Origin of the sequence: Pseudomonas chlororaphis subsp. aurantiaca (assembly GCF_013466605.1) — a bacterium.
GTDB classification, from domain to species: domain Bacteria; phylum Pseudomonadota; class Gammaproteobacteria; order Pseudomonadales; family Pseudomonadaceae; genus Aquipseudomonas; species Aquipseudomonas chlororaphis_I.
On record NZ_CP059162.1, the window covers coordinates 575,337 to 592,771 of the forward strand.

General features: G+C 63.4%; 16 protein-coding genes. 15 read left to right on the plus strand and 1 reads right to left on the minus strand.

Annotated features, from left to right (window positions below; all coding sequences use genetic code 11):
* Positions 1 to 132 precede the first annotated feature (132 nt).
* From waaF to H0I86_RS02590, 14 genes are all read left to right on the plus strand, one after another.
* Positions 133 to 1,167: a lipopolysaccharide heptosyltransferase II gene (waaF, locus tag H0I86_RS02525; protein WP_180923887.1), complete on the plus strand. Its 1,035-nt coding sequence runs from the start codon at positions 133 to 135 to the stop codon at positions 1,165 to 1,167.
* Positions 1,168 to 2,229: a lipopolysaccharide heptosyltransferase I gene (gene waaC / locus H0I86_RS02530; protein ID WP_180923888.1), complete on the plus strand. Its 1,062-nt coding sequence runs from the start codon at positions 1,168 to 1,170 to the stop codon at positions 2,227 to 2,229.
* Entirely contained in the window at positions 2,229 to 3,350 is a 1,122-nt protein-coding gene (locus H0I86_RS02535; protein ID WP_180923890.1) for a glycosyltransferase family 4 protein, read from the plus strand. Before waaC ends, H0I86_RS02535 begins: the two co-directional genes overlap by 1 nt.
* Positions 3,350 to 4,156 carry a lipopolysaccharide core heptose(I) kinase RfaP gene (rfaP, locus tag H0I86_RS02540; RefSeq protein ID WP_009046648.1) on the plus strand — a complete coding sequence of 269 codons (807 nt, stop codon included), beginning with the start codon at positions 3,350 to 3,352 and terminating at the stop codon, positions 4,154 to 4,156. Before H0I86_RS02535 ends, rfaP begins: the two co-directional genes overlap by 1 nt.
* Positions 4,156 to 4,890 (plus strand): lipopolysaccharide kinase InaA family protein, encoded by a 735-nt coding sequence (locus H0I86_RS02545; protein WP_180923892.1) that lies wholly within the window; start codon positions 4,156 to 4,158, stop codon positions 4,888 to 4,890. The genes rfaP and H0I86_RS02545 overlap by 1 nt, the downstream gene beginning before the upstream one ends.
* Positions 4,887 to 5,639, plus strand: a complete 753-nt coding sequence (locus H0I86_RS02550; protein ID WP_180923894.1) for a lipopolysaccharide kinase InaA family protein — start codon at positions 4,887 to 4,889, stop codon at positions 5,637 to 5,639. Before H0I86_RS02545 ends, H0I86_RS02550 begins: the two co-directional genes overlap by 4 nt.
* A complete protein-coding gene (locus tag H0I86_RS02555) occupies positions 5,639 to 7,093 on the plus strand; it encodes a lipopolysaccharide kinase InaA family protein (protein WP_180923896.1) in 1,455 nt (484 codons plus the stop codon). Before H0I86_RS02550 ends, H0I86_RS02555 begins: the two co-directional genes overlap by 1 nt.
* Positions 7,094 to 7,371: 278 nt before the next feature.
* Positions 7,372 to 9,129 (plus strand): carbamoyltransferase family protein, encoded by a 1,758-nt coding sequence (locus H0I86_RS02560; protein WP_124318874.1) that lies wholly within the window; start codon positions 7,372 to 7,374, stop codon positions 9,127 to 9,129.
* Positions 9,113 to 10,243 carry a glycosyltransferase gene (locus tag H0I86_RS02565; protein WP_180923898.1) on the plus strand — a complete coding sequence of 377 codons (1,131 nt, stop codon included), beginning with the start codon at positions 9,113 to 9,115 and terminating at the stop codon, positions 10,241 to 10,243. The genes H0I86_RS02560 and H0I86_RS02565 overlap by 17 nt, the downstream gene beginning before the upstream one ends.
* On the plus strand, positions 10,243 to 11,139 hold the full coding sequence (locus tag H0I86_RS02570) for an antimicrobial resistance protein Mig-14 (RefSeq protein ID WP_180923900.1): 897 nt from the start codon (positions 10,243 to 10,245) through the stop codon (positions 11,137 to 11,139). Before H0I86_RS02565 ends, H0I86_RS02570 begins: the two co-directional genes overlap by 1 nt.
* Positions 11,136 to 12,542, plus strand: a complete 1,407-nt coding sequence (locus H0I86_RS02575) for a PIG-L deacetylase family protein (protein WP_180923902.1) — start codon at positions 11,136 to 11,138, stop codon at positions 12,540 to 12,542. The genes H0I86_RS02570 and H0I86_RS02575 overlap by 4 nt, the downstream gene beginning before the upstream one ends.
* Before the next feature lie 84 nt (positions 12,543 to 12,626).
* A complete protein-coding gene (locus tag H0I86_RS02580) occupies positions 12,627 to 13,583 on the plus strand; it encodes a glycosyltransferase family protein (protein WP_180923903.1) in 957 nt (318 codons plus the stop codon).
* Between the two features lie 54 nt (positions 13,584 to 13,637).
* Positions 13,638 to 14,399 carry a glycosyltransferase family protein gene (locus tag H0I86_RS02585; protein ID WP_180923904.1) on the plus strand — a complete coding sequence of 254 codons (762 nt, stop codon included), beginning with the start codon at positions 13,638 to 13,640 and terminating at the stop codon, positions 14,397 to 14,399.
* 48 nt (positions 14,400 to 14,447) lie between these two features.
* Positions 14,448 to 15,551, plus strand: a complete 1,104-nt coding sequence (locus H0I86_RS02590) for a glycosyltransferase (RefSeq protein WP_180923906.1) — start codon at positions 14,448 to 14,450, stop codon at positions 15,549 to 15,551.
* Here the strand turns inward: H0I86_RS02590 and H0I86_RS02595 are convergent.
* Positions 15,537 to 16,142, minus strand: coding sequence for a BUD32 family EKC/KEOPS complex subunit (locus H0I86_RS02595; RefSeq protein WP_124337401.1), 606 nt, complete (start codon positions 16,140 to 16,142; stop codon positions 15,537 to 15,539). The genes H0I86_RS02590 and H0I86_RS02595 overlap by 15 nt on opposite strands.
* A 108-nt stretch (positions 16,143 to 16,250) precedes the next feature.
* Between H0I86_RS02595 and H0I86_RS02600 the strand changes: the two genes are divergently transcribed.
* A complete protein-coding gene (locus H0I86_RS02600; protein ID WP_180923908.1) occupies positions 16,251 to 17,423 on the plus strand; it encodes an O-antigen ligase family protein in 1,173 nt (390 codons plus the stop codon).
* The last annotated feature ends 12 nt before the right edge of the window (positions 17,424 to 17,435 follow it).

Genomic DNA, 17,435 nt, shown 5'->3' on the forward strand with positions numbered 1-17,435 from the left:
CGCTGCGTTGCCACAAATGTATCCGGCGAGCCATGTTGCGGCTCGTCCACAATGAGCTGGCGGTGAATGCCGCAGGGCTGGATTCTCGAGGCGGGGAGGCGTAAGCCTCCCCGGTTCGTTTTTGGAAACCACATGAATATTCTGATCGTTGGGCCCAGTTGGGTCGGTGACATGGTGATGGCGCAGACACTCTTCCAGTGTCTGAAGCAGCGCCATCCTCAGTGCGAGATCGACGTGCTGGCCCCCGAGTGGAGCCGGCCGATCCTGGAGCGCATGCCGCAAGTGCGGCGGGCCTTGAGCTTCCCGCTCGGCCACGGCGTGCTGGAACTGGCGACCCGCCGGCGCATCGGCAAATCCCTGGCCGGCCAGTACGACCAGGCCATCCTGCTGCCCAACTCGCTGAAGTCGGCGCTGGTGCCGTTCTTTGCCGGCATCGCGCAACGTACCGGCTGGCGCGGCGAGTTCCGCTACGGCCTGCTCAACGACGTGCGCACGCTGGACAAAGAACGTTATCCGCTGATGATCGAGCGCTTCATGGCGCTGGCTTACGAGCCGGGCACCGAGCTGCCCAAGCCGTATCCACGTCCCGACCTGCAGATCGACCCGGCCAGCCGCGAAGCGGCGCTGGCCAAGTTCGGCCTGACCCTGGACCGACCGGTGCTGGCGCTGTGTCCGGGAGCCGAGTTTGGCGAGGCCAAGCGCTGGCCGTCCGAGCATTACGCCAAGGTCGCCGAGCTGAAGATCCGCGAGGGTTGGCAGGTCTGGCTGTTCGGTTCGAAGAACGATCACGTGGTCGGCGAAGACATTCGCGCCCGGCTGATTCCGGGACTGCGCGAAGAGTCGGTCAACCTCTGCGGCGGTACCTCCCTGGCCGAGGCCATCGACTTGCTGTCCTGCGCCGATTCCGTGGTGTCCAACGACTCCGGGCTGATGCACGTGGCGGCGGCGCTGAATCGCCCGCTGGTGGCGGTGTATGGCTCGACGTCGCCGGGTTTCACCCCGCCGCTGGCCGACCAGGTCGAAGTCGTGCGCCTGGGCATCGAGTGCAGCCCGTGCTTCGATCGCACCTGCCGCTTTGGCCATTACAACTGCCTGCGCCAGCTGCTGCCAGACTCGGTGGACCAGGCCTTGCAGCGGTTGCAGGGCACCGCAGTCGAGGTTCGGTAAGTGCGGGTACTGTTGATCAAGACTTCCTCCCTGGGTGACGTGATCCATGCGCTGCCGGCGCTGACCGATGCGGCGCGGGCGATTCCCGGGATCAAGTTCGACTGGGTGGTGGAAGAGGGTTTCGCGGAAATCCCGACCTGGCACCCGGCTGTGGATAAAGTGATCCCGGTGGCGATTCGCCGCTGGCGCAAGAATATCTGGCAAACCATCAAGAGTGGCGAGTGGCGGCGCTTCAAGCAGAACGTGCGTGCGACTAAATACGACTTGGTGATCGACGCCCAGGGCTTGCTGAAAAGTGCCTGGCTGACGCGCTACGTCAAGGCGCCGGTGGCCGGCCTGGACAAGCAATCGGCCCGCGAGCCCCTGGCGGCGCGTTTCTACTCGCGGCGCCTGGCCGTCGCCCGCGGCCAGCATGCTGTGGAACGTGTGCGCCAGCTGTTCGCCGTGGCCCTGGGTTATGACTTGCCCCAAGGGTTGGGCGATTACGGCCTGAATGTCGAGAAGCTGGTGGAACTGCCGCGGCCCAAGCCGTTCGTGGTGTTCCTGCACGGCACCACCTGGGACACCAAGCACTGGCCGGAAGCCTACTGGCGCGAGCTGGCCGAACGCATGGGCCAGTTGGGCGTCGAGGTCAAGCTGCCGTGGGGTAACCTGGTGGAGAAGGCCCGGGCCGAGCGTATTGCCAAGGGTTTGAGCAACGCCACGGTGCTGCCGAAGCTGAACCTGGCGGGCGTCGCCAAGGTGCTGGCGCAAGCCCAGGCCTGTGTCGCGGTGGATACCGGGCTTGGCCATCTCGCCGCGGCGCTGGATGTGCCGACCATTTCCCTGTTCGGCCCGACCAACCCGGGCCTGACCGGCGCCTATGGCAAGGCACAGATCCATATGGCCAGCGACTTCCCTTGCGCGCCGTGCCTGCAGAAAAAATGCACCTATCAACCGACGGCTGAAGATCAGCGGCGGTTCGACCTGAAACGCGAGTGGCCGCTGTGCTTCACGCGTCTGAATCCTGAGCGTGTCGCCAGCCGGCTGAGCAGGTTGTTACTGGCTGAGGAGCTGCGCTGATGCAATTGGCTTTTGTCCTTTATAAATACTTCCCGTTCGGCGGCCTGCAACGGGACTTCATGCGCATCGCCCTGGAGTGCCAGAAGCGCGGGCACCAGATCCGCGTTTATACGCTGATCTGGGAAGGCGATGTACCGCCGGGTTTCGAAGTGCTGGTCGCGCCGGTCAAGGCGTTTTTCAACCATCGCCGTAACGAGAAACTCAGCGCCTGGATGGAGGCCGACCTGGCCAAGCGTCCGGTGGACCGCCTGATCGGTTTCAACAAGATGCCCGGGCTGGACGTGTATTACGCCGCCGATGGCTGCTTCGAAGACAAGGCGCAGAACCTGCGCCATTCGCTGTACCGCCGTTGGGGCCGCTACCGGCACTTCGCCGAATACGAGCGGGCGGTGTTCGCCCGGGACGCGAAGACCGAAGTGCTGATGATTTCCGAGGTCCAGCAGCCGCTGTTCATCAAGCATTACGATACCCCGGTGGAGCGTTTCCACCTGCTGCCGCCAGGCATCGCCCAGGACCGTCGCGCGCCGCCCAACGCGGCCGAGATCCGCGCCGAATTCCGTCGCGAGTTCGCCCTGAAAGACGATGACTTGCTGCTGGTGCAGATCGGCTCCGGGTTCAAGACCAAGGGCGTGGATCGCAGCCTCAAGGCCGTGGCCGCCTTGCCGCCGGAGCTGAAGAAACGTACCCGGCTATTTGTAATTGGCCAGGACGACCCCAAAGTATTCCAATTGCAGAGCGCCGCATTGGGCCTGGGCGAGCATGTGCAGTTCCTCAAGGGGCGCAGTGATATCCCGCGTTTCCTGTTGGGCGCCGACCTGTTGATCCACCCGGCCTACAACGAAAACACCGGCACCGTGCTGCTGGAGGCGCTGGTGGCTGGTCTGCCGGTGCTGGTCAGCGCGGTCTGCGGTTATGCCCATTACATCGCCGAGGCCGACAGCGGCCTGGTGCTGGACGAGCCATTGGAGCAGGGACAGCTCAATCAATACCTGAACACCATGTTGACCGACGACGCTGCACGCGCGACCTGGAGCCGTAACGGCCTGGCGTTCGCCGAGACGGCCGACCTCTATAGCATGCCGCAGCACGCTGCGGATGTGATTCTGGCGGAGCAACACTGATGAAGTTGATTCTTGCCGAACCGTTCAAGACCCTTTGGGCCGGACGCGATGCGTTCGCCGAAGTCGAGCGTCTGGACGGCCAGGTCTACCGTGAACTGGAAGCCCGCCGTACCTTGCGTACCGAGGTGGCCGGCGAAGGGTTCTTCGTAAAGATTCACCGCGGTATCGGTTGGGGCGAGATCTTCAAGAACCTGCTCACTGCCAAGCTGCCGGTGCTCGGCGCGGGCCAGGAATGGCAGGCCATCCAGCGCCTGCAGGAAGCCGGTGTGCCGACCATGACCGCCGTGGCCTATGGCGAGCGCGGCAGCAACCCGGCCAACCAGCATTCGTTCATCGTGACCGAGGAGCTGGCGCCGACCATCAGCCTCGAAGACTTCAGCATCGACTGGGTCAAGCAGCCGCCGCAGCCCAGGCTCAAGCGCGCGCTGATCGCCGAAGTGGCGCGCATGACCGGCATGATGCACCGCGCCGGGGTCAACCATCGCGATTGCTACATCTGCCACTTCCTGCTGCACACCGACAAGCCGGTGACGCCCGATGATTTCAAGCTCTCGGTGATCGACCTGCACCGCGCCCAGACCCGTCCGGCAATCACCCGGCGCTGGCGCGACAAGGACCTGGCAGCGCTGTATTTCTCGGCCCTGGATATCGGCCTGACCCGGCGCGACAAGCTGCGCTTCCTCAAGGGTTATTTCCAGCAACCGCTGCGGCAGATCCTGAGCGACGAGGCGGCGCTGCTGACCTGGCTGGAGGGCAAGGCCAACAAGCTGTACGCACGCAAGCAGCGATACGGAGATGCGCTCTGATGGCGGGTTGGAACCTTGAACCTGGGTATCGGGAGCTGGCGCAGGACTTCGGCAGCCTGGATGCGGTATTTGCCCTCATGGGCGAACACCTGACCCGCGACCCGCTGTCGGAGGTCATCCGTGTCGAGCGCAACGGCATCAACTATTACGTCAAGCGCTACACCGGCGCCGGCAAGAACCTGCGGCGTTATCTGGGCAAGCCGCGGGTCAAGTCCGAGTGGCAGAACCTCAAGCGTTTCGCCAAGTGGGGCATTCCCACGGCGGAGGTGGTGGCCTGGGGCCTGGAACGTCGCGGCCTGGCCTACGACCGGGGGGCGATGATCACCCGCGAGCTGCCGCGCACCCAAGACCTGTCGGTCCTGGCCGAGCGCAACGACCCGCTGCTGGCCGATCGGGCCTGGGTGGACCAGGTCAGCCAGCAACTGGCGCGCTACACGCGGATCATGCATGAGCACCGCTTTACCCATAACGACTTGAAGTGGCGCAACCTGCTGATCGACGACGATGCGCGGCTGTACCTGATCGATTGCCCCAATGGTGATTTCTGGCGCGGTTTCTGGCTCAAGTACCGGATCACCAAGGACCTGGCGTGCCTGGACAAGGTGGCCAAGTATCATTTGTCCGCGACCCAGCGCCTGCGCTTCTATTTGCAGTACCGCCAGCGCACCCGGCTGAATGCCGCGGACAAGTGCCGCATCCGGCATGTGCTGAGATTTTTCGAGGGACGCGAATGACCGATTTCCTGGCGGCTCAGGACCGTGCGTTGCTGGAGCGCCACGGCCTCGACAGCTTCGACGCGTTGTGGGCCAAGCAGCTTGAGGCAGTGGACGAGCCCAACACCGATGGTGGGGGCTGGAGCAGCGTGTATCGCCTCGACCTGGAAGGCCACGGCTACTACCTCAAGCGCCAGAGCAACTACCTGACGCGGACCCTGCACCGGCCGTTCGGCGAGCCGAGCTTCGCCCGCGAATTTCGCAATATCAGCCGCTACCAGCAGTTGGGCATTCCGGCTTTGCAGGCGGCCTTCTTTGGCGAGCGCAAGGTGGCTGGCGAAACCCGGGCGATCCTGCTGACCCGGGCGCTGGATGGCTGGAACGACCTGGACTCGCTGCTGCAACAGTGGGCACAGCTCAGCCCGGACCAGCACGCGGCGATCCTGCGTGCCTGCGGCCTGCTGGCGCGCCAGCTGCACGCGGTGCGCCAGGTGCACGGCTGTTTTTATCCCAAGCATATTTTTCTGCGGGCCACCGGCGACGGTTACCAGGCACAATTGATCGACCTGGAAAAGACCCGTCCGCTGTTGTTCGGCCAGCGGGATCGGGTCAAGGACCTGGAGCCGCTGTTGCGTCGCGCTCCAGCCTGGGGTGAGGGTGATGCGCGCGCCTTGCTCGCGACCTATCTGGATCAGCCGCAGGACAGCTCGCTGGTCGATGCCTGGCTGAACCGCCTGAGTGCACGCCGCAGCCACAAGGAGACTCGCTGATGCGCCTGTCCGAACTCAAGCAGGCCGGCCGTGCGCCAAGCCTGCCGTTGAGCCTGGAGCTGGCCGATGCTGCCGGGCCGGCGACGTTGCAGTTGCTCAGCCTGCTGCGGGTGCTGCCAGGGCAGCGTTATGTCGGCGCCGGTGTCTGGCGCGGGCGTTCGGTGCTGGCCAAGTTGCTGGTGGGCGCCAAGGCGGCGCGGCATTTCCAGCGCGAGCTGCAGGGTGTGCGCCTGCTTGAAGAGCAGGGCATGACCACGCCGCTGTTGCTGGCCGACGGCCTGAAGGAAGGCGAGGGCGGCTGGCTGCTGTTCGAATTTCTGGAAGGTTCCGAGAGCCTGGGCGATGCCTGGAAGCAGGTGGAAGCGTTGCCGGCGCTGGCCGATGAGCAGCAGGCGGTACTCGCCGAAGCCCTGGCCGCCATCGCCGAATTGCACGGCAAGGGCCTGTGGCAGGAAGACCTGCATCTGGACAACCTGCTGCGTCATCAGGGCAAGTTGTACCTGATCGACGGTGCCGGGATCTGCGTGGAACAGGCGGGCAAACCGCTGTCCCGGCAGAAGGTCCTGGAAAACCTCGGGGTGTTTTTCGCCCAGTTGCCCAAGAGCCTGGAGCCCTTCACCGAAGAGCTGCTGGTGCATTACCTGCTGAACAATGCCGAGCATGCCTTGCCGCTGGAAGCCTTGCAGAAGCAAGTGGACAAGGTGCGCAGCTGGCGCTTGAAGGATTTTCTCAACAAGGTCGGTCGCGAGTGCACCCTGTTCAGCGTGCTGCGCGGTCCCTTCGCCTTGCGGGCGATTCGGCGCGAGGAAGAAGCGGCGATGCTGCCAGTGCTGGAACAGGCCGACGCGCTGCTGGACCGGGGGCATCTGTACAAGACCGGTGGCGCCGCCAGCGTCGGCCGGGTCGAAGTGGCGGGCCGCACCCTGGTGGTCAAGCGTTACAACATCAAGGGTTTTGCCCATTGGCTCAAGCGCTTCTGGCGCCCCAGTCGGGCCTGGCATTCGTGGCAGGAAGGCAATCGCCTGGCATTCCTCGGCATTGCCACGCCAAAGCCGCTGGCGTTGCTGGAGAAGCGTTTCTTCTGGCTGCGCAGCCGGGCCTACCTGGTGACTGAGTACCTGGCCGGGCCGGACATCATCGAGCGCTTTGCGCCCTATATCGACAGCGGCGCAGCTCCAGAGGCTGAGTTGCAGGCGCTGGACCGGCTGTTTGCCGAGTTGATCCGCGAACGCATCAGCCATGGTGACTTCAAGGGGCACAACCTGTTCTGGCAAGAGGATCGCTGGGCGCTGATCGACCTGGACTCCATGTGCCAGCACCACAGCCTCGGCAGCTTCGCCCCGGCCTACGCCCGCGACCGGGCGCGCTTCATGCGTAACTGGCCGCAGAGCAGCGCGCTGTATCAGGTCATCGACCAGCGCCTGCCTAAAACCGCCGGATCGTCCCTAGGCTAAGGCCTGTAGCCGCTGCCGCAGGCTGCGATCAAGCGCGAAGCGGTCGCGCTCTTGAGATCGCAGAAAGTCTCTTCGAGCCTTATCGCAGCCTGCGGCAGCGGCTACAGATCCCTCGCAAGCCATATTTGGCGCCAGCGCCCGGCGCTGAAACGTCAGGGATCATCCCGCGGCAGGTTTACGCTATAATCCCGCCCTTTAGCTGTTTCTCGCCCCTGGCGGGGAGCACATTAATTCCAGGCGCACGTCGCCTGCATGCAGACTTAAGAGGCTAGACCCCTGTGGCATTGACGATTCTTGGCCTGTCCGGCGCCCTTAGCCATGATCCTTCCGCAGCGCTGTACATCGACGGCAAGCTGGTGGCGGCTGCCGAAGAAGAGCGCTTCGTACGCGATAAACATGCAAAGAACCGCATGCCCTACGAATCGGCGAAGTTCTGTCTGGAACAGGCCGGTATCAAGCCTTCCGACGTTGACGTGGTGGCGATTCCATTCGCACCGATCAGCCTGTTCGGCAAGGCCCGCTGGCACTACGCCAAGCGTTACTGGTACGCCCCGGACCGCGCCCTTGACGCGATCCTGATGGGCAACCGTCGCTACAAGCGCTATCGCAACAAGATCGTCTGGTGCCTCGAGCAACTGGGCTTCGATCCGAAGAAGATCAAGATCGAGCCGGTCGAGCACCATCTGGCCCACGCTTCCAGCGCCTACCACTGCTCCGGCTTCAAGGAGAAAACCGCGATCCTCGGGATCGACGGCAAGGGCGAGTACGCCACCACCTTCTTCGGCTACGGCGAAAACGGCAAGATCCACAAGATCAAGGAGTTCTACGATCCGGACTCCCTGGGCGGCCTGTATGGCGCGATCACCGAGTTCCTCGGCTTCGAGATGCTCGACGGCGAGTTCAAGGTCATGGGCATGGCGCCGTACGGCGATGCCAGCAAGTACGACTTCTCCCGCCTGGCCAGCTTTGAAAACGGCGAACTGGTGATCAACACCGATTACGCCAACGTCATCGGCCTGCGCCGTTATAAAGAGAAGGGCAAGGGTTTCTACTTCTCGCCGAAGCTGATCGAGTGGCTGGGTCCGAAGCGCGAAGGCGATATCGCCGACGAGCCGTACATCCACTACGCGGCCAGCATGCAGGCGCTGTTCGAGAAGCTGGCGCTGCAGATGATCGACCACTACCTGGGCGACATCCTCAAGGAAACCGGCAAGCTGGCCTTCGCCGGCGGCTGTGCGCTGAACGTCAAGCTGAACCAGAAGATCATCGCCCGTCCGGAAGTCAAAGAGCTGTTCGTGCAACCGGCGTCCGGCGATGCCGGTACCGCAGTCGGTGCCGCGGCCTATGTTTCCCACGCGCGCGGCGTGCCGGTGGAGAAGATGGAACACGTCTACCTCGGCCCGTCCTACAGCAACGAAGACGTGATCGCTGCCTGCGCCCGTCACCCGAACAAGCCGGCCTGGCGCCAGATCGACAACACCCCCGAGCGTATCGCCAGGATCATGGTCGACGGCAACCCGGTGGCCTGGTTCCAGGGCCGCATGGAGTTCGGTCCGCGTGCCCTGGGCGGTCGTTCGATCATCGGTTGCCCGAGCGCTACCGGCGTGGCCGACCGTATCAACGAGCAGATCAAGTTCCGCGAGCGCTGGAGGCCTTTCTGCCCGTCGATGCTCGACACCGTCGGTCCGCAGATGATCAAGGTCGATCACCCGGCGCCGTTCATGACCTTCACCTTCGAAGTGGCGGAAGAGTGGAAGACCCGTGTGCCGGAAGTGGTCCACGAAGACGGCACTTCCCGGGCCCAGGTGCTCAAGCGCGAATACAACCCGCGCTACTACGACATGATGAAGGCCCTGGAAGTCCTGACCGGCAACGGCGTGTCGCTGAACACCTCGCTCAACCGCCGTGGCGAGCCGATGATCTGCTCGCCGACCGACGCCCTGAACATGTTCTTCGGCTCCGATCTGCAGTACCTGATCATGGAAGACATCCTGGTAGTCAAAGACGGCGTGGACCCTTATGACACGCTCGGCTGAGCGCCACGTCCTGCAGTTCTGCCACGGCTATGACGGGCCGTTCCTGGACTGTGCCCGGCAATACGCCAGCCTGTTCGCGGGCAGCGGTTATCGCGTGACCACGGTGTTCCTCACCGGGGTCGCCGATGCCGAGGTGGCCGATGGCTGCGCCAGCGACGAAGTGCTGTTCATGGAATACAGCTCCAAGGCCATTCGTGGCCTGAAGCTGGGGGCGATACGCGACCTGCGCAAGATCGCCGCGTCGCGCAACTTCAGCTTCTGCATCGCCCACCGTTTCAAGCCGATCTACATCGCATTGCTGGGCACCGCGTTGCCGGTGATCGGCGTGCATCATGCGTTTGGCGACTATCAGCGCGGCAGTCGCCGGCTGTTCGCCAATCTGTTCCGCAAGCGTTTGAGCCTGCTCGGCGTCTCCGATGCGGTGCGCGACGACATGCGCGGCTGCCTGCCGCAGTGGCCGGCGGCGCGGATCCAGACGCTGTACAACCGGATCGACGTCGAAGCCTTGCAGGCGACCCAGTTGCCCAAGGCCGAAGCGCGCCGGGAACTGGGGCTGTCGTCTTCCGCCTGGATCGTCGGCAATGTCGGGCGCCTGCACCCGGACAAGGATCAGGCCACCCTGCTGCGCGGGTTCGCCGCGGCATTGCCGGGGCTGCCTCGGGAAAGCCAGCTGGCGATTCTCGGCAGCGGGCGCCTGGAGCAGAACCTCAAGGACCTTTCCCGCGAGCTGGGCATCGCCGACCGCGTGCTGTTCCTCGGCCAGGTCACAGAAGCCCGGCGTTTCTTCCGCGCTTTCGATGCCTTCGCCCTGAGCTCCGACCACGAGCCCTTCGGCATGGTGTTGCTGGAGGCCATGGCCGCCGGCGTGCCTCTGCTGGCGACGGCCTGTGGCGGGGCCAAGGAAGTGGTCGAAGGCGTCGGCATCCTGTTCCCGCTGGGCGATGCCGAACATATGGCCCAGGGCTTGCAGCACCTGGCCGGAATGGATGAGAACCAGCGCTTGCTGTGCGCCGAGCTGATGTTCGAGCGCCTGCGCGAGCGATTCTCCGACCGTGCTGTTCGCGACGCCTTCTGGCGTCTGCCGCAAGTTACCGATCTGACCGCGAGGGCCTGATGCTCAATCGATTCCAAGGCTGGCGCGAGCGTGGCTGGTCGGTCGTCGACGCCTCGACTTATGCCGCCGCCTGGCAGCGTTTTGGCGGCAGCGTCGCCACCCATCCTTTGGTGGTGGCGCGCCTGGCGAACCTGGCAGGCATCCCGGTCCGCTACCTGGCCTGGGAACAGGCCGGCGAACTGCGGGCGGCGATCCCGACCTGGGGGCGCGACCTGGCGCTGTCCAAGGACGTGCTCAAGCGCAGTGGCAAGAAAGGCCTGTTCGACCTGGGCAACGCCGAGCTGATCCTGCCGGCCGCGCCTGACGCCCAGGCCCCGCTGCGCCATCGCGGCCGTTACCTGTCGGCCTTGAACCAGGGCCGCTTCAGCACCCTCAAGCTCCAGGCCGAACAACTGGCCATGGCCCGCACCCCTGAAGAGCTGTCGAAGAAGTTTCGCTACAACCAGCGCCGCGAGCTGCGCCTGCTGGAAGAGGCAGGCGGCGTGGTACGCCCGGTCAGCGAGTTTTCCAGCCAGGAGCTGGCGACCATCTACTGCGATCTGTTCCAGCGGCGCTGGGGTTTCCCGGCCACCGGTGCCGAGCGCATGGCCGAAGTCATCGAGTTGCTGCGCGAGCTGCTGATCGGCTCGGTGATTTTCCTCAACGATGCGCCGATCGCCATTCAATTGGTGTACCGGGTCGAAGCGCCGGAGTGGATCAGCGTCGAATACATCAACGGTGGCGTCGATCCTGAAACCCGCGAGTTCAGCCCTGGCAGCGTGTTGAGTTTCCTCAATACGCAAAGTGCCTGGGAACAGGCGCGGGCCATCGACAAGCCGCTGCGTTTCTCCTTCGGTCGCGCCGATCGCGAGTACAAGGATCGCTGGTGCAACCCCGTTCCGGTGTTCACGGTATGAATCAGCCACCGAGTCGCAAGCAACAGTTGCTCAAACGCCATCGGCGGCAGAAGCGCCTCGCTCTGCTGATTGGCCTGCTGGTGCTGATGGCCGTCGGTGTGCTGGTGGCCTGGTGGCTGCCGCTGCTGCTTGCGGTGCTGGCCTGGGTGGCCCATGAAGCCTGGTTCGCCGACCACCTGTTTTATTCGCCCCGGGACGATTATCAGTACAGCTTCCCGTTCGGCACCGAGCAGCCCAAGGTCCACCTGGACAAGGAGCGCCTGGTGCTGGACCAGGCGATCGACTTGGCGGGGGATGAAACCCTGATCCTTGCGGTAAAGGTCAGCAGCACCTGGCTGGGGCGCTTTTTCGATCCTTGCGTCTCCCTGGCGGGGCAGGATTGGCAGACGTTCGAGCGCGGCGTGAACGGCTTGCGTTATCTCAACCTCAGCGGGCTGGCACGACCTCTGGCCAGCGGCGAGTTGCAACTGCGTGGGCGTTTCTGCCGGGTGCACGGCGAGCCGCTGTTGTCGGTGTTCCGCGAGCCGGACTATCGCCACCAGCGGGTGATGGTCATCGCCCCCCACGCCGACGATGCCGAACTGGCCGCCTTCGGTCTGTACAGCCAGGCCGACGAAAGCTGGATCGTCACGCTGACCGCTGGCGAGATCGAGGCCGAGCATTACCAGCGGATGGGCATGAACGCTGCCGATGCGGCGCGGATCAAGGGCCGGCTGCGGGCCTGGGACAGCATCGCGGTGCCGCGTTGGGCCGGGGTTGCCGAGGCGCGCTGTGTGCAGCTGGGGTATTTCTGCCTGCAACTGCCGGCCATGCAGGCGGCGCCGAATCGGCCTGTGGTGTCCCGCGAGGCCGAGCTGTCGGATATCCGCCTGTTCCGCCAGTTCAATCCGTTCCCGCTGCCGGCGGATGCCGATGGCGCGCCGACCTGGAACAATCTCTTGGCCGACCTGCGGGCGCTGTTGCTCAAGGCGCGCCCCGAGGTGATTGTGCTGCCGCATCCGACACTCGACCCGCATCCGGACCACATCTGCGCCCAGCAGGCGGTATTGGAAGCGTTGCAGGGGCTGGAGTGGCAGCCGACCACCTTGCTCGGTTATGCCAACCACCTGCATGACAACGATCGCTGGCCGATGGGCGATTCGGGGGCGGGCATTGCGCTGCCGCCAGTGTTCGACCCGGCCCAGGAGCTCAGGCCCTGCTGCTTGCTGCTGTCGGTTGAACAGCAGCGCGACAAGGCGATGGCCCTGGGCATGATGCATGACCTACAGCCACGGGCGCCGTTCAAGCGCCGCCTGCGCCGGGTTCTGCAGCGTGGGTTGGCGCGCCGCGCCGCTTCGCCTTATGGCGAGAACGAGTTTTTTCGCAAGGCGGTACGCCGGCATGAGCTGTTCTGGCGTTTGTAAATTGATATTGCATGACACCCTTTTGCCTGTCGGCCAGGGTAGTTTCGCTCTTTTGTCCGGTTGCTCACGGCTGCAAGGAAGATGATGAAGGTTCTATTTCTGGTGCAGAAAGAACAGCGGGCCATTCTGGACCGCCTGTACGAAGGCGTTGCCGCTCATTGCGAATGCGACCTGCGGTGGTTGAGCAGCGACGAGCAGCGCAACCTGCGTGGCTATTTTCGCCGTGAGGTGGATGTATCGCGCTACGACCGCATCGTGTTCTTCCTGCGTTTCAAGCAGGAAATCCGCCAGGCGAGGTTCATCCGCAGCATTCCCAACCTGGTGATCCTCGAGCACGACGCCTACCAGAACTACATCCCTTGCAAGTACACCGGCAAGTTCAGTGCGCACTACCGCCGCCTGCCGTGGGCACGGGTGATCAGCTCGGGGTTCATGGTCAGCGAGCGCTTGCGCCAGGAAGGTTTCGACGCGGTATTCGTGCCCAAGGGCTACGACCAGAGCCTGCTGCAGGATCAGGGCCGCGAGCGGGACATCGAACTGGCATTCGTCGGCAGCACCAACAGCGTGGCCTACAGCGGACGCAAGGCGCTGCTCGACGAACTCGGCCAGGTCGAGCCCCTGGTGGTGACGCGGACCAAGTCGGGCGAAGAGTATTGCGACACCCTCAACCGTATCCGCTTTTTCGTCAGTGCCGACGTCGGCATGGGCGAATACATGATCAAGAATTTCGAGGCCATGGCCTGTGGCTGTGTGTTGCTGGCATTCGACCAGGGTGAGGCGGAAAACCGTGCGCTGGGCTTGCAGGACCTGCACAACGTGGTCTTTTATCAGAACATCCCGCAATTGCAGGAAAAACTCGCCATGTTGCGCGCCGATCCGGCCCTGGCGCAGAGCATCGCGCGAAACGGCCGCGATCTGGCGGTCTCTCAGTTCAGCTTCGCCCGTATCGGGCAGCGTATTGTCGAGGAACTTCAGCCCGCATTGCGGCCTCGTGCACCCTTGAGCCTTATCGAGCGCGTACGCTCGAAGCTGGGTGTTTGACAGCGATCACTGAGCCCTTAATAGTGATCGCACTTTGTCGTAGGTGAGAATCAAGTGCAGTTTAGTCAAGAGAGTGACATCACGCTGGTGGTCACCAGTTGCGGTCGTCTGGACCTGCTCAAGCTCACGCTGGAGAGTTTCGATCGCTTCAACAGCGCGCCGATCCGCGAAGTCTTCATCACCGAAGATGCTGGCGACGAGCGGGTGCGCACGGCTGTGCCCGCCCATTGGAAAGATCACTGTACCTTCTTCGTCAACCGGCCGAAGCTTGGGCAATTGGCGTCGATCGACCTGGCCTACGAGCAGGTCAAGACCCCCTATATCTTCCATTGCGAAGACGATTGGGAGTTCTATCGCCCGGGCTTTGTCGAGGATTCGAAAGCGATTCTCGAGCAGCGCCCGGACATCCTGCAGGTCTGGTTGCGCAGTTATGCCCATGACCTGCGAGTCCATAGTCCCTACATCCATTTGGGTGCCCGCGAGTTGATCGGCGGCGTGCCCTGTTATCCGCTGATCTCCGACAAACCCGAGTGGCAGAGCTTTTCCCTGAACCCGGGCCTGCGCCGGATGGCGGAGTATCGACTGTGTGCGCCTTTCGCCGGGCACGGAGGCGAGAAAGCGCTGTCCAAGCGCTATGCTGAGCTGAACCTGACGGCTGTCAGCCTGGAAGGCGACGCGATGCTGCATACAGGCTTCGGTCTGCATGTGGAGACTGCCGCCGAGCGGCAGCGGAAGGCTCGGCGCAGTCGTCGCGAGCAAATCAAGCTTGTTTTAGTCCTGTTGGCTGGAGTCGGTATTGGCTGGTTTATCCATTAGTTCTACCGGTTTCACTTTCCCGAACACCGCGAAAGGGCTATGTGCCCAATGAGCATTCTCAACATCATGTGGGCAGGCGGCAGTGCATTTGCCTCCGTTCACAAGGTTCACCAGCAGATCCTCTCTCAGACCGAGCCAGGCTCTGTGGTCAAGACTTGGCTGCTGCAAGGTTCGTCCACCGGATGCGTTGCCGAAGTGGGGGAATGCCGGGAGTGGAACCTGTCGTCGGCGCGCCTGAAGGGCAAGCATTTCTGGCGCTTGCTCAAACCCTGGCTGCGGGCTCGCTTTCGCAAGGCGTTGCGGGAAAGCGATGCCCAGGTGTTGTTGCTCGATGGCCTGGGGGTGGCGCGTACCTTGTTGCCGGTCCTCAAGTCATTGCCGCACATGCGTGCGGTGGTGGTGATCCACGGCTCCACGCGCTTGCACCGCAAGGATCAGCAGCTGTTCCGGCAGTTCCCCGCCTCGCAGCTGACTCTCGCGGCCGTTTCGCAGACCCTGGCGTCATCCCTCGAATACGATTTGCAGATGCCGGTGACGGCTTTGCGCAGCGCGTTCGACCCGCAGGAGTTCAATGCAAGGCTGCTGCCGCGTGCCGAGGCCCGGGCCACCCTCGGCCTGCCCGTGGACGATGTTCCGGTATTCGGCGCGGTCGGCCGTCTGGTGGACGATAAAGGGTTTGCTTGCCTGCTGGAGGCCTTCGCCAAGGCCCTGGCGAGCCGGCCGGAGATGCGTCTGGTGATTATCGGCGAGGGCTCGAACCGCACAGCGCTCGAGGCCCGCATCAATCAGCTGGGCCTGCAGGACAGGGTTTCGCTGCCTGGGCATTTGAAGCATGCGGCGGTGCTTTACAAGGCATTCGACTGGGTGGCCATCCCGTCGCTGGACGAGGGCCTGGGGCTGATCCTGCAGGAAGCCGTGATGTCTGGTGTACCGGTGCTGACCAGCGATTTGCCAGTGTTCCGTGAGCAGTTGGCTGACACCGGGCGTTATGCGCCGGTGAATGATATCGACGCCTGGCAAGAGGCCATTCTTCAGGCCCTCGGCCTGCCCGCCCAGAGCATCGCGGCGGATCAGTATGCGGCGCTGGCCCCCGACCTGGCCTGGCAGCGCTTCAGCCAGGCTGCTACCTCCCTGCTGTCATGCCGAAAGTAGCGCCTGTTCCAGCGCTTGTATCGGAAAGCTCCCGTTCAGCTTCTCCCGGGCAATATAACGGGCGAAGTGTTGCAGGTTGCGTTTGACCAGATGGCGCGGTAATGGCCCGCGGAAAAAACGCATGTCGGCCACATCGATCAGGCCGAAGCGGTTATCCGGGGTGATGACGATGTTGCCCAGGTGCAGCGAGCGAAAGTAGATCCCCGAGTTGTGCAGGCTGCGAATCAGCTCGACCAGGGCCGGCAAGGTCTGTTGCCAGTCGAAGCCTTCCTTGCTGGCGACCTGGCGCAGGGTTTCGCCTGGCAGCGGTCGGTAGAGCACCGCGGTCATGCCGGGTTGTTCCAGGCGGTAGAAGTCCAGAACCTGCAGCGTGGGAACGCCGAGTTGTTCCAGGCGCGCGGCGTTGTCGATGAAGCGCTTCGAATAAGGCCGAAACAGGGCGGATGAAAAAAGACGCTTGCGCCGGAACAGTTTCAGAATATTCCCATCCTGCAACAGGTAGACTTTCGGGCCGTAACTGTCGGCCTCCAGAATTCTGGCGCCTTCAATCATCTGATTCAAAGTGGCTTGGGGAAGCCGGGAGCATTGCATCGTAGGAAGCCTTGTCGAAGTGGCGGGCACAGTGGCGGGCAATGATGCCGAAAAGTTGTTGTTTTAACCATGCCGGGTTGGCTGGGTGACCCATTTAGGAGTGAGTAGATGCAGGCCACACGCTGGGCGCAAGTATGGATGACCATCGGGTTGCTATGGTTTTTGCTGGCCATCGCACTGGCGCCCACCAACAAGCTCTACCAACAGGGGCTGGTGGCCTTTTTGTGGTTGCCGGCGATGATTCTGGCCTGGCCCGCGCGCCAACGCCTGGTCGAATGGTGGTATGCCCAGCGCTGGCTTGGCCTGACGTTGCTGGGGTTGGCGATATGGGGGCTGGTCAGCCTGCTATGGACGCAGGCGGCGGACCCGTCGCGTGAGGCCAAGCGCTTGCTGTACATCGTAGTGTTCCTGTTGTTCTTCCCGGTTTTCGCCAATGCCCGGACTGAGCGGGTGATCCGCGTCATGCAGTGGGGCGGACTGGGGCTGGCGGTGACGGCGCTGATGGCCATCATCCAGTTCTACTGGATCAACGGAAATGTCTGGTGGGCGCGCCTTGTGGGGTTGGGGGAGTTGGCTCATCCGATCCTGGGTGGTTATGTCATCGGCCTGGCCGCTATCTGGCTGCTGCACTGGGTGCCGCGTACTCGCGCCCTTCAAGCGGTGTGGCTGGTGGCGTTGGCGCTGCTCGGTGGATTTGTCGTGCTCTGCCAGAGCCGCGGTGCTGCCCTGGCCCTGTTCCTGACCGTGCTGGCGATGCCGATCTGGTGCCGTGACCGACTCAGCCGAATATTCGCGGCGGCGGCATTGTTGCTGGCAATGTCGGCATTCTGGTTTCTCGAACCTTTGGTCCTGGCGCGTGGTGTTTCCTTTCGCCCGCAGATCCTGATGGCCAGCCTGCAGATGATCGCCGAGCATCCATGGACAGGCCTCGGCCTGGGTTCAGGCTATAGCGTGCATGCCGAAGGGCAGGCTTTCGATCATGCCCATAACCTGTTCAGCCACATTGCCATCGAACTGGGGATTCCTGGGCTCTTGCTCTGGGTCGTGGCCTGGTTTGCAGCGCTGCGCGAAGCCTGGCGCGCCCGTGAAACGCTCTATGGCCGGGGCGTCATCGGGATCTGGCTGTTCTCCTTCCTGGCCATGCAGTTCGATGCCGCGAGCCTGACCGGAACCCCTCGCGCCGAATGGTTCATCAGTTGGCTGCCGATCGGTCTGGCTACTGTTTTGGTCTGGGCGCGGGGCAGTCACACAGGCTGTGATAAAATCCCGCGTTCCTCCTAAACAGTGAGTTCG

Coding starts and splice junctions, on each gene's coding strand:
- H0I86_RS02575 (WP_180923902.1), top strand. CDS start 11,136: ATGAATCAGCCACCGAGTCGCAAGCAACAGTTGCTCAAACGCCATCGG.
- H0I86_RS02535 (WP_180923890.1), top strand. CDS start 2,229: ATGCAATTGGCTTTTGTCCTTTATAAATACTTCCCGTTCGGCGGCCTG.
- rfaP (WP_009046648.1), top strand. CDS start 3,350: ATGAAGTTGATTCTTGCCGAACCGTTCAAGACCCTTTGGGCCGGACGC.
- H0I86_RS02570 (WP_180923900.1), top strand. CDS start 10,243: ATGCTCAATCGATTCCAAGGCTGGCGCGAGCGTGGCTGGTCGGTCGTC.
- H0I86_RS02600 (WP_180923908.1), top strand. CDS start 16,251: ATGCAGGCCACACGCTGGGCGCAAGTATGGATGACCATCGGGTTGCTA.
- H0I86_RS02550 (WP_180923894.1), top strand. CDS start 4,887: ATGACCGATTTCCTGGCGGCTCAGGACCGTGCGTTGCTGGAGCGCCAC.
- waaF (WP_180923887.1), top strand. CDS start 133: ATGAATATTCTGATCGTTGGGCCCAGTTGGGTCGGTGACATGGTGATG.
- H0I86_RS02545 (WP_180923892.1), top strand. CDS start 4,156: ATGGCGGGTTGGAACCTTGAACCTGGGTATCGGGAGCTGGCGCAGGAC.
- H0I86_RS02580 (WP_180923903.1), top strand. CDS start 12,627: ATGAAGGTTCTATTTCTGGTGCAGAAAGAACAGCGGGCCATTCTGGAC.
- H0I86_RS02555 (WP_180923896.1), top strand. CDS start 5,639: ATGCGCCTGTCCGAACTCAAGCAGGCCGGCCGTGCGCCAAGCCTGCCG.
- H0I86_RS02590 (WP_180923906.1), top strand. CDS start 14,448: ATGAGCATTCTCAACATCATGTGGGCAGGCGGCAGTGCATTTGCCTCC.
- H0I86_RS02595 (WP_124337401.1), bottom strand. CDS start 16,142: ATGCAATGCTCCCGGCTTCCCCAAGCCACTTTGAATCAGATGATTGAA.
- H0I86_RS02565 (WP_180923898.1), top strand. CDS start 9,113: ATGACACGCTCGGCTGAGCGCCACGTCCTGCAGTTCTGCCACGGCTAT.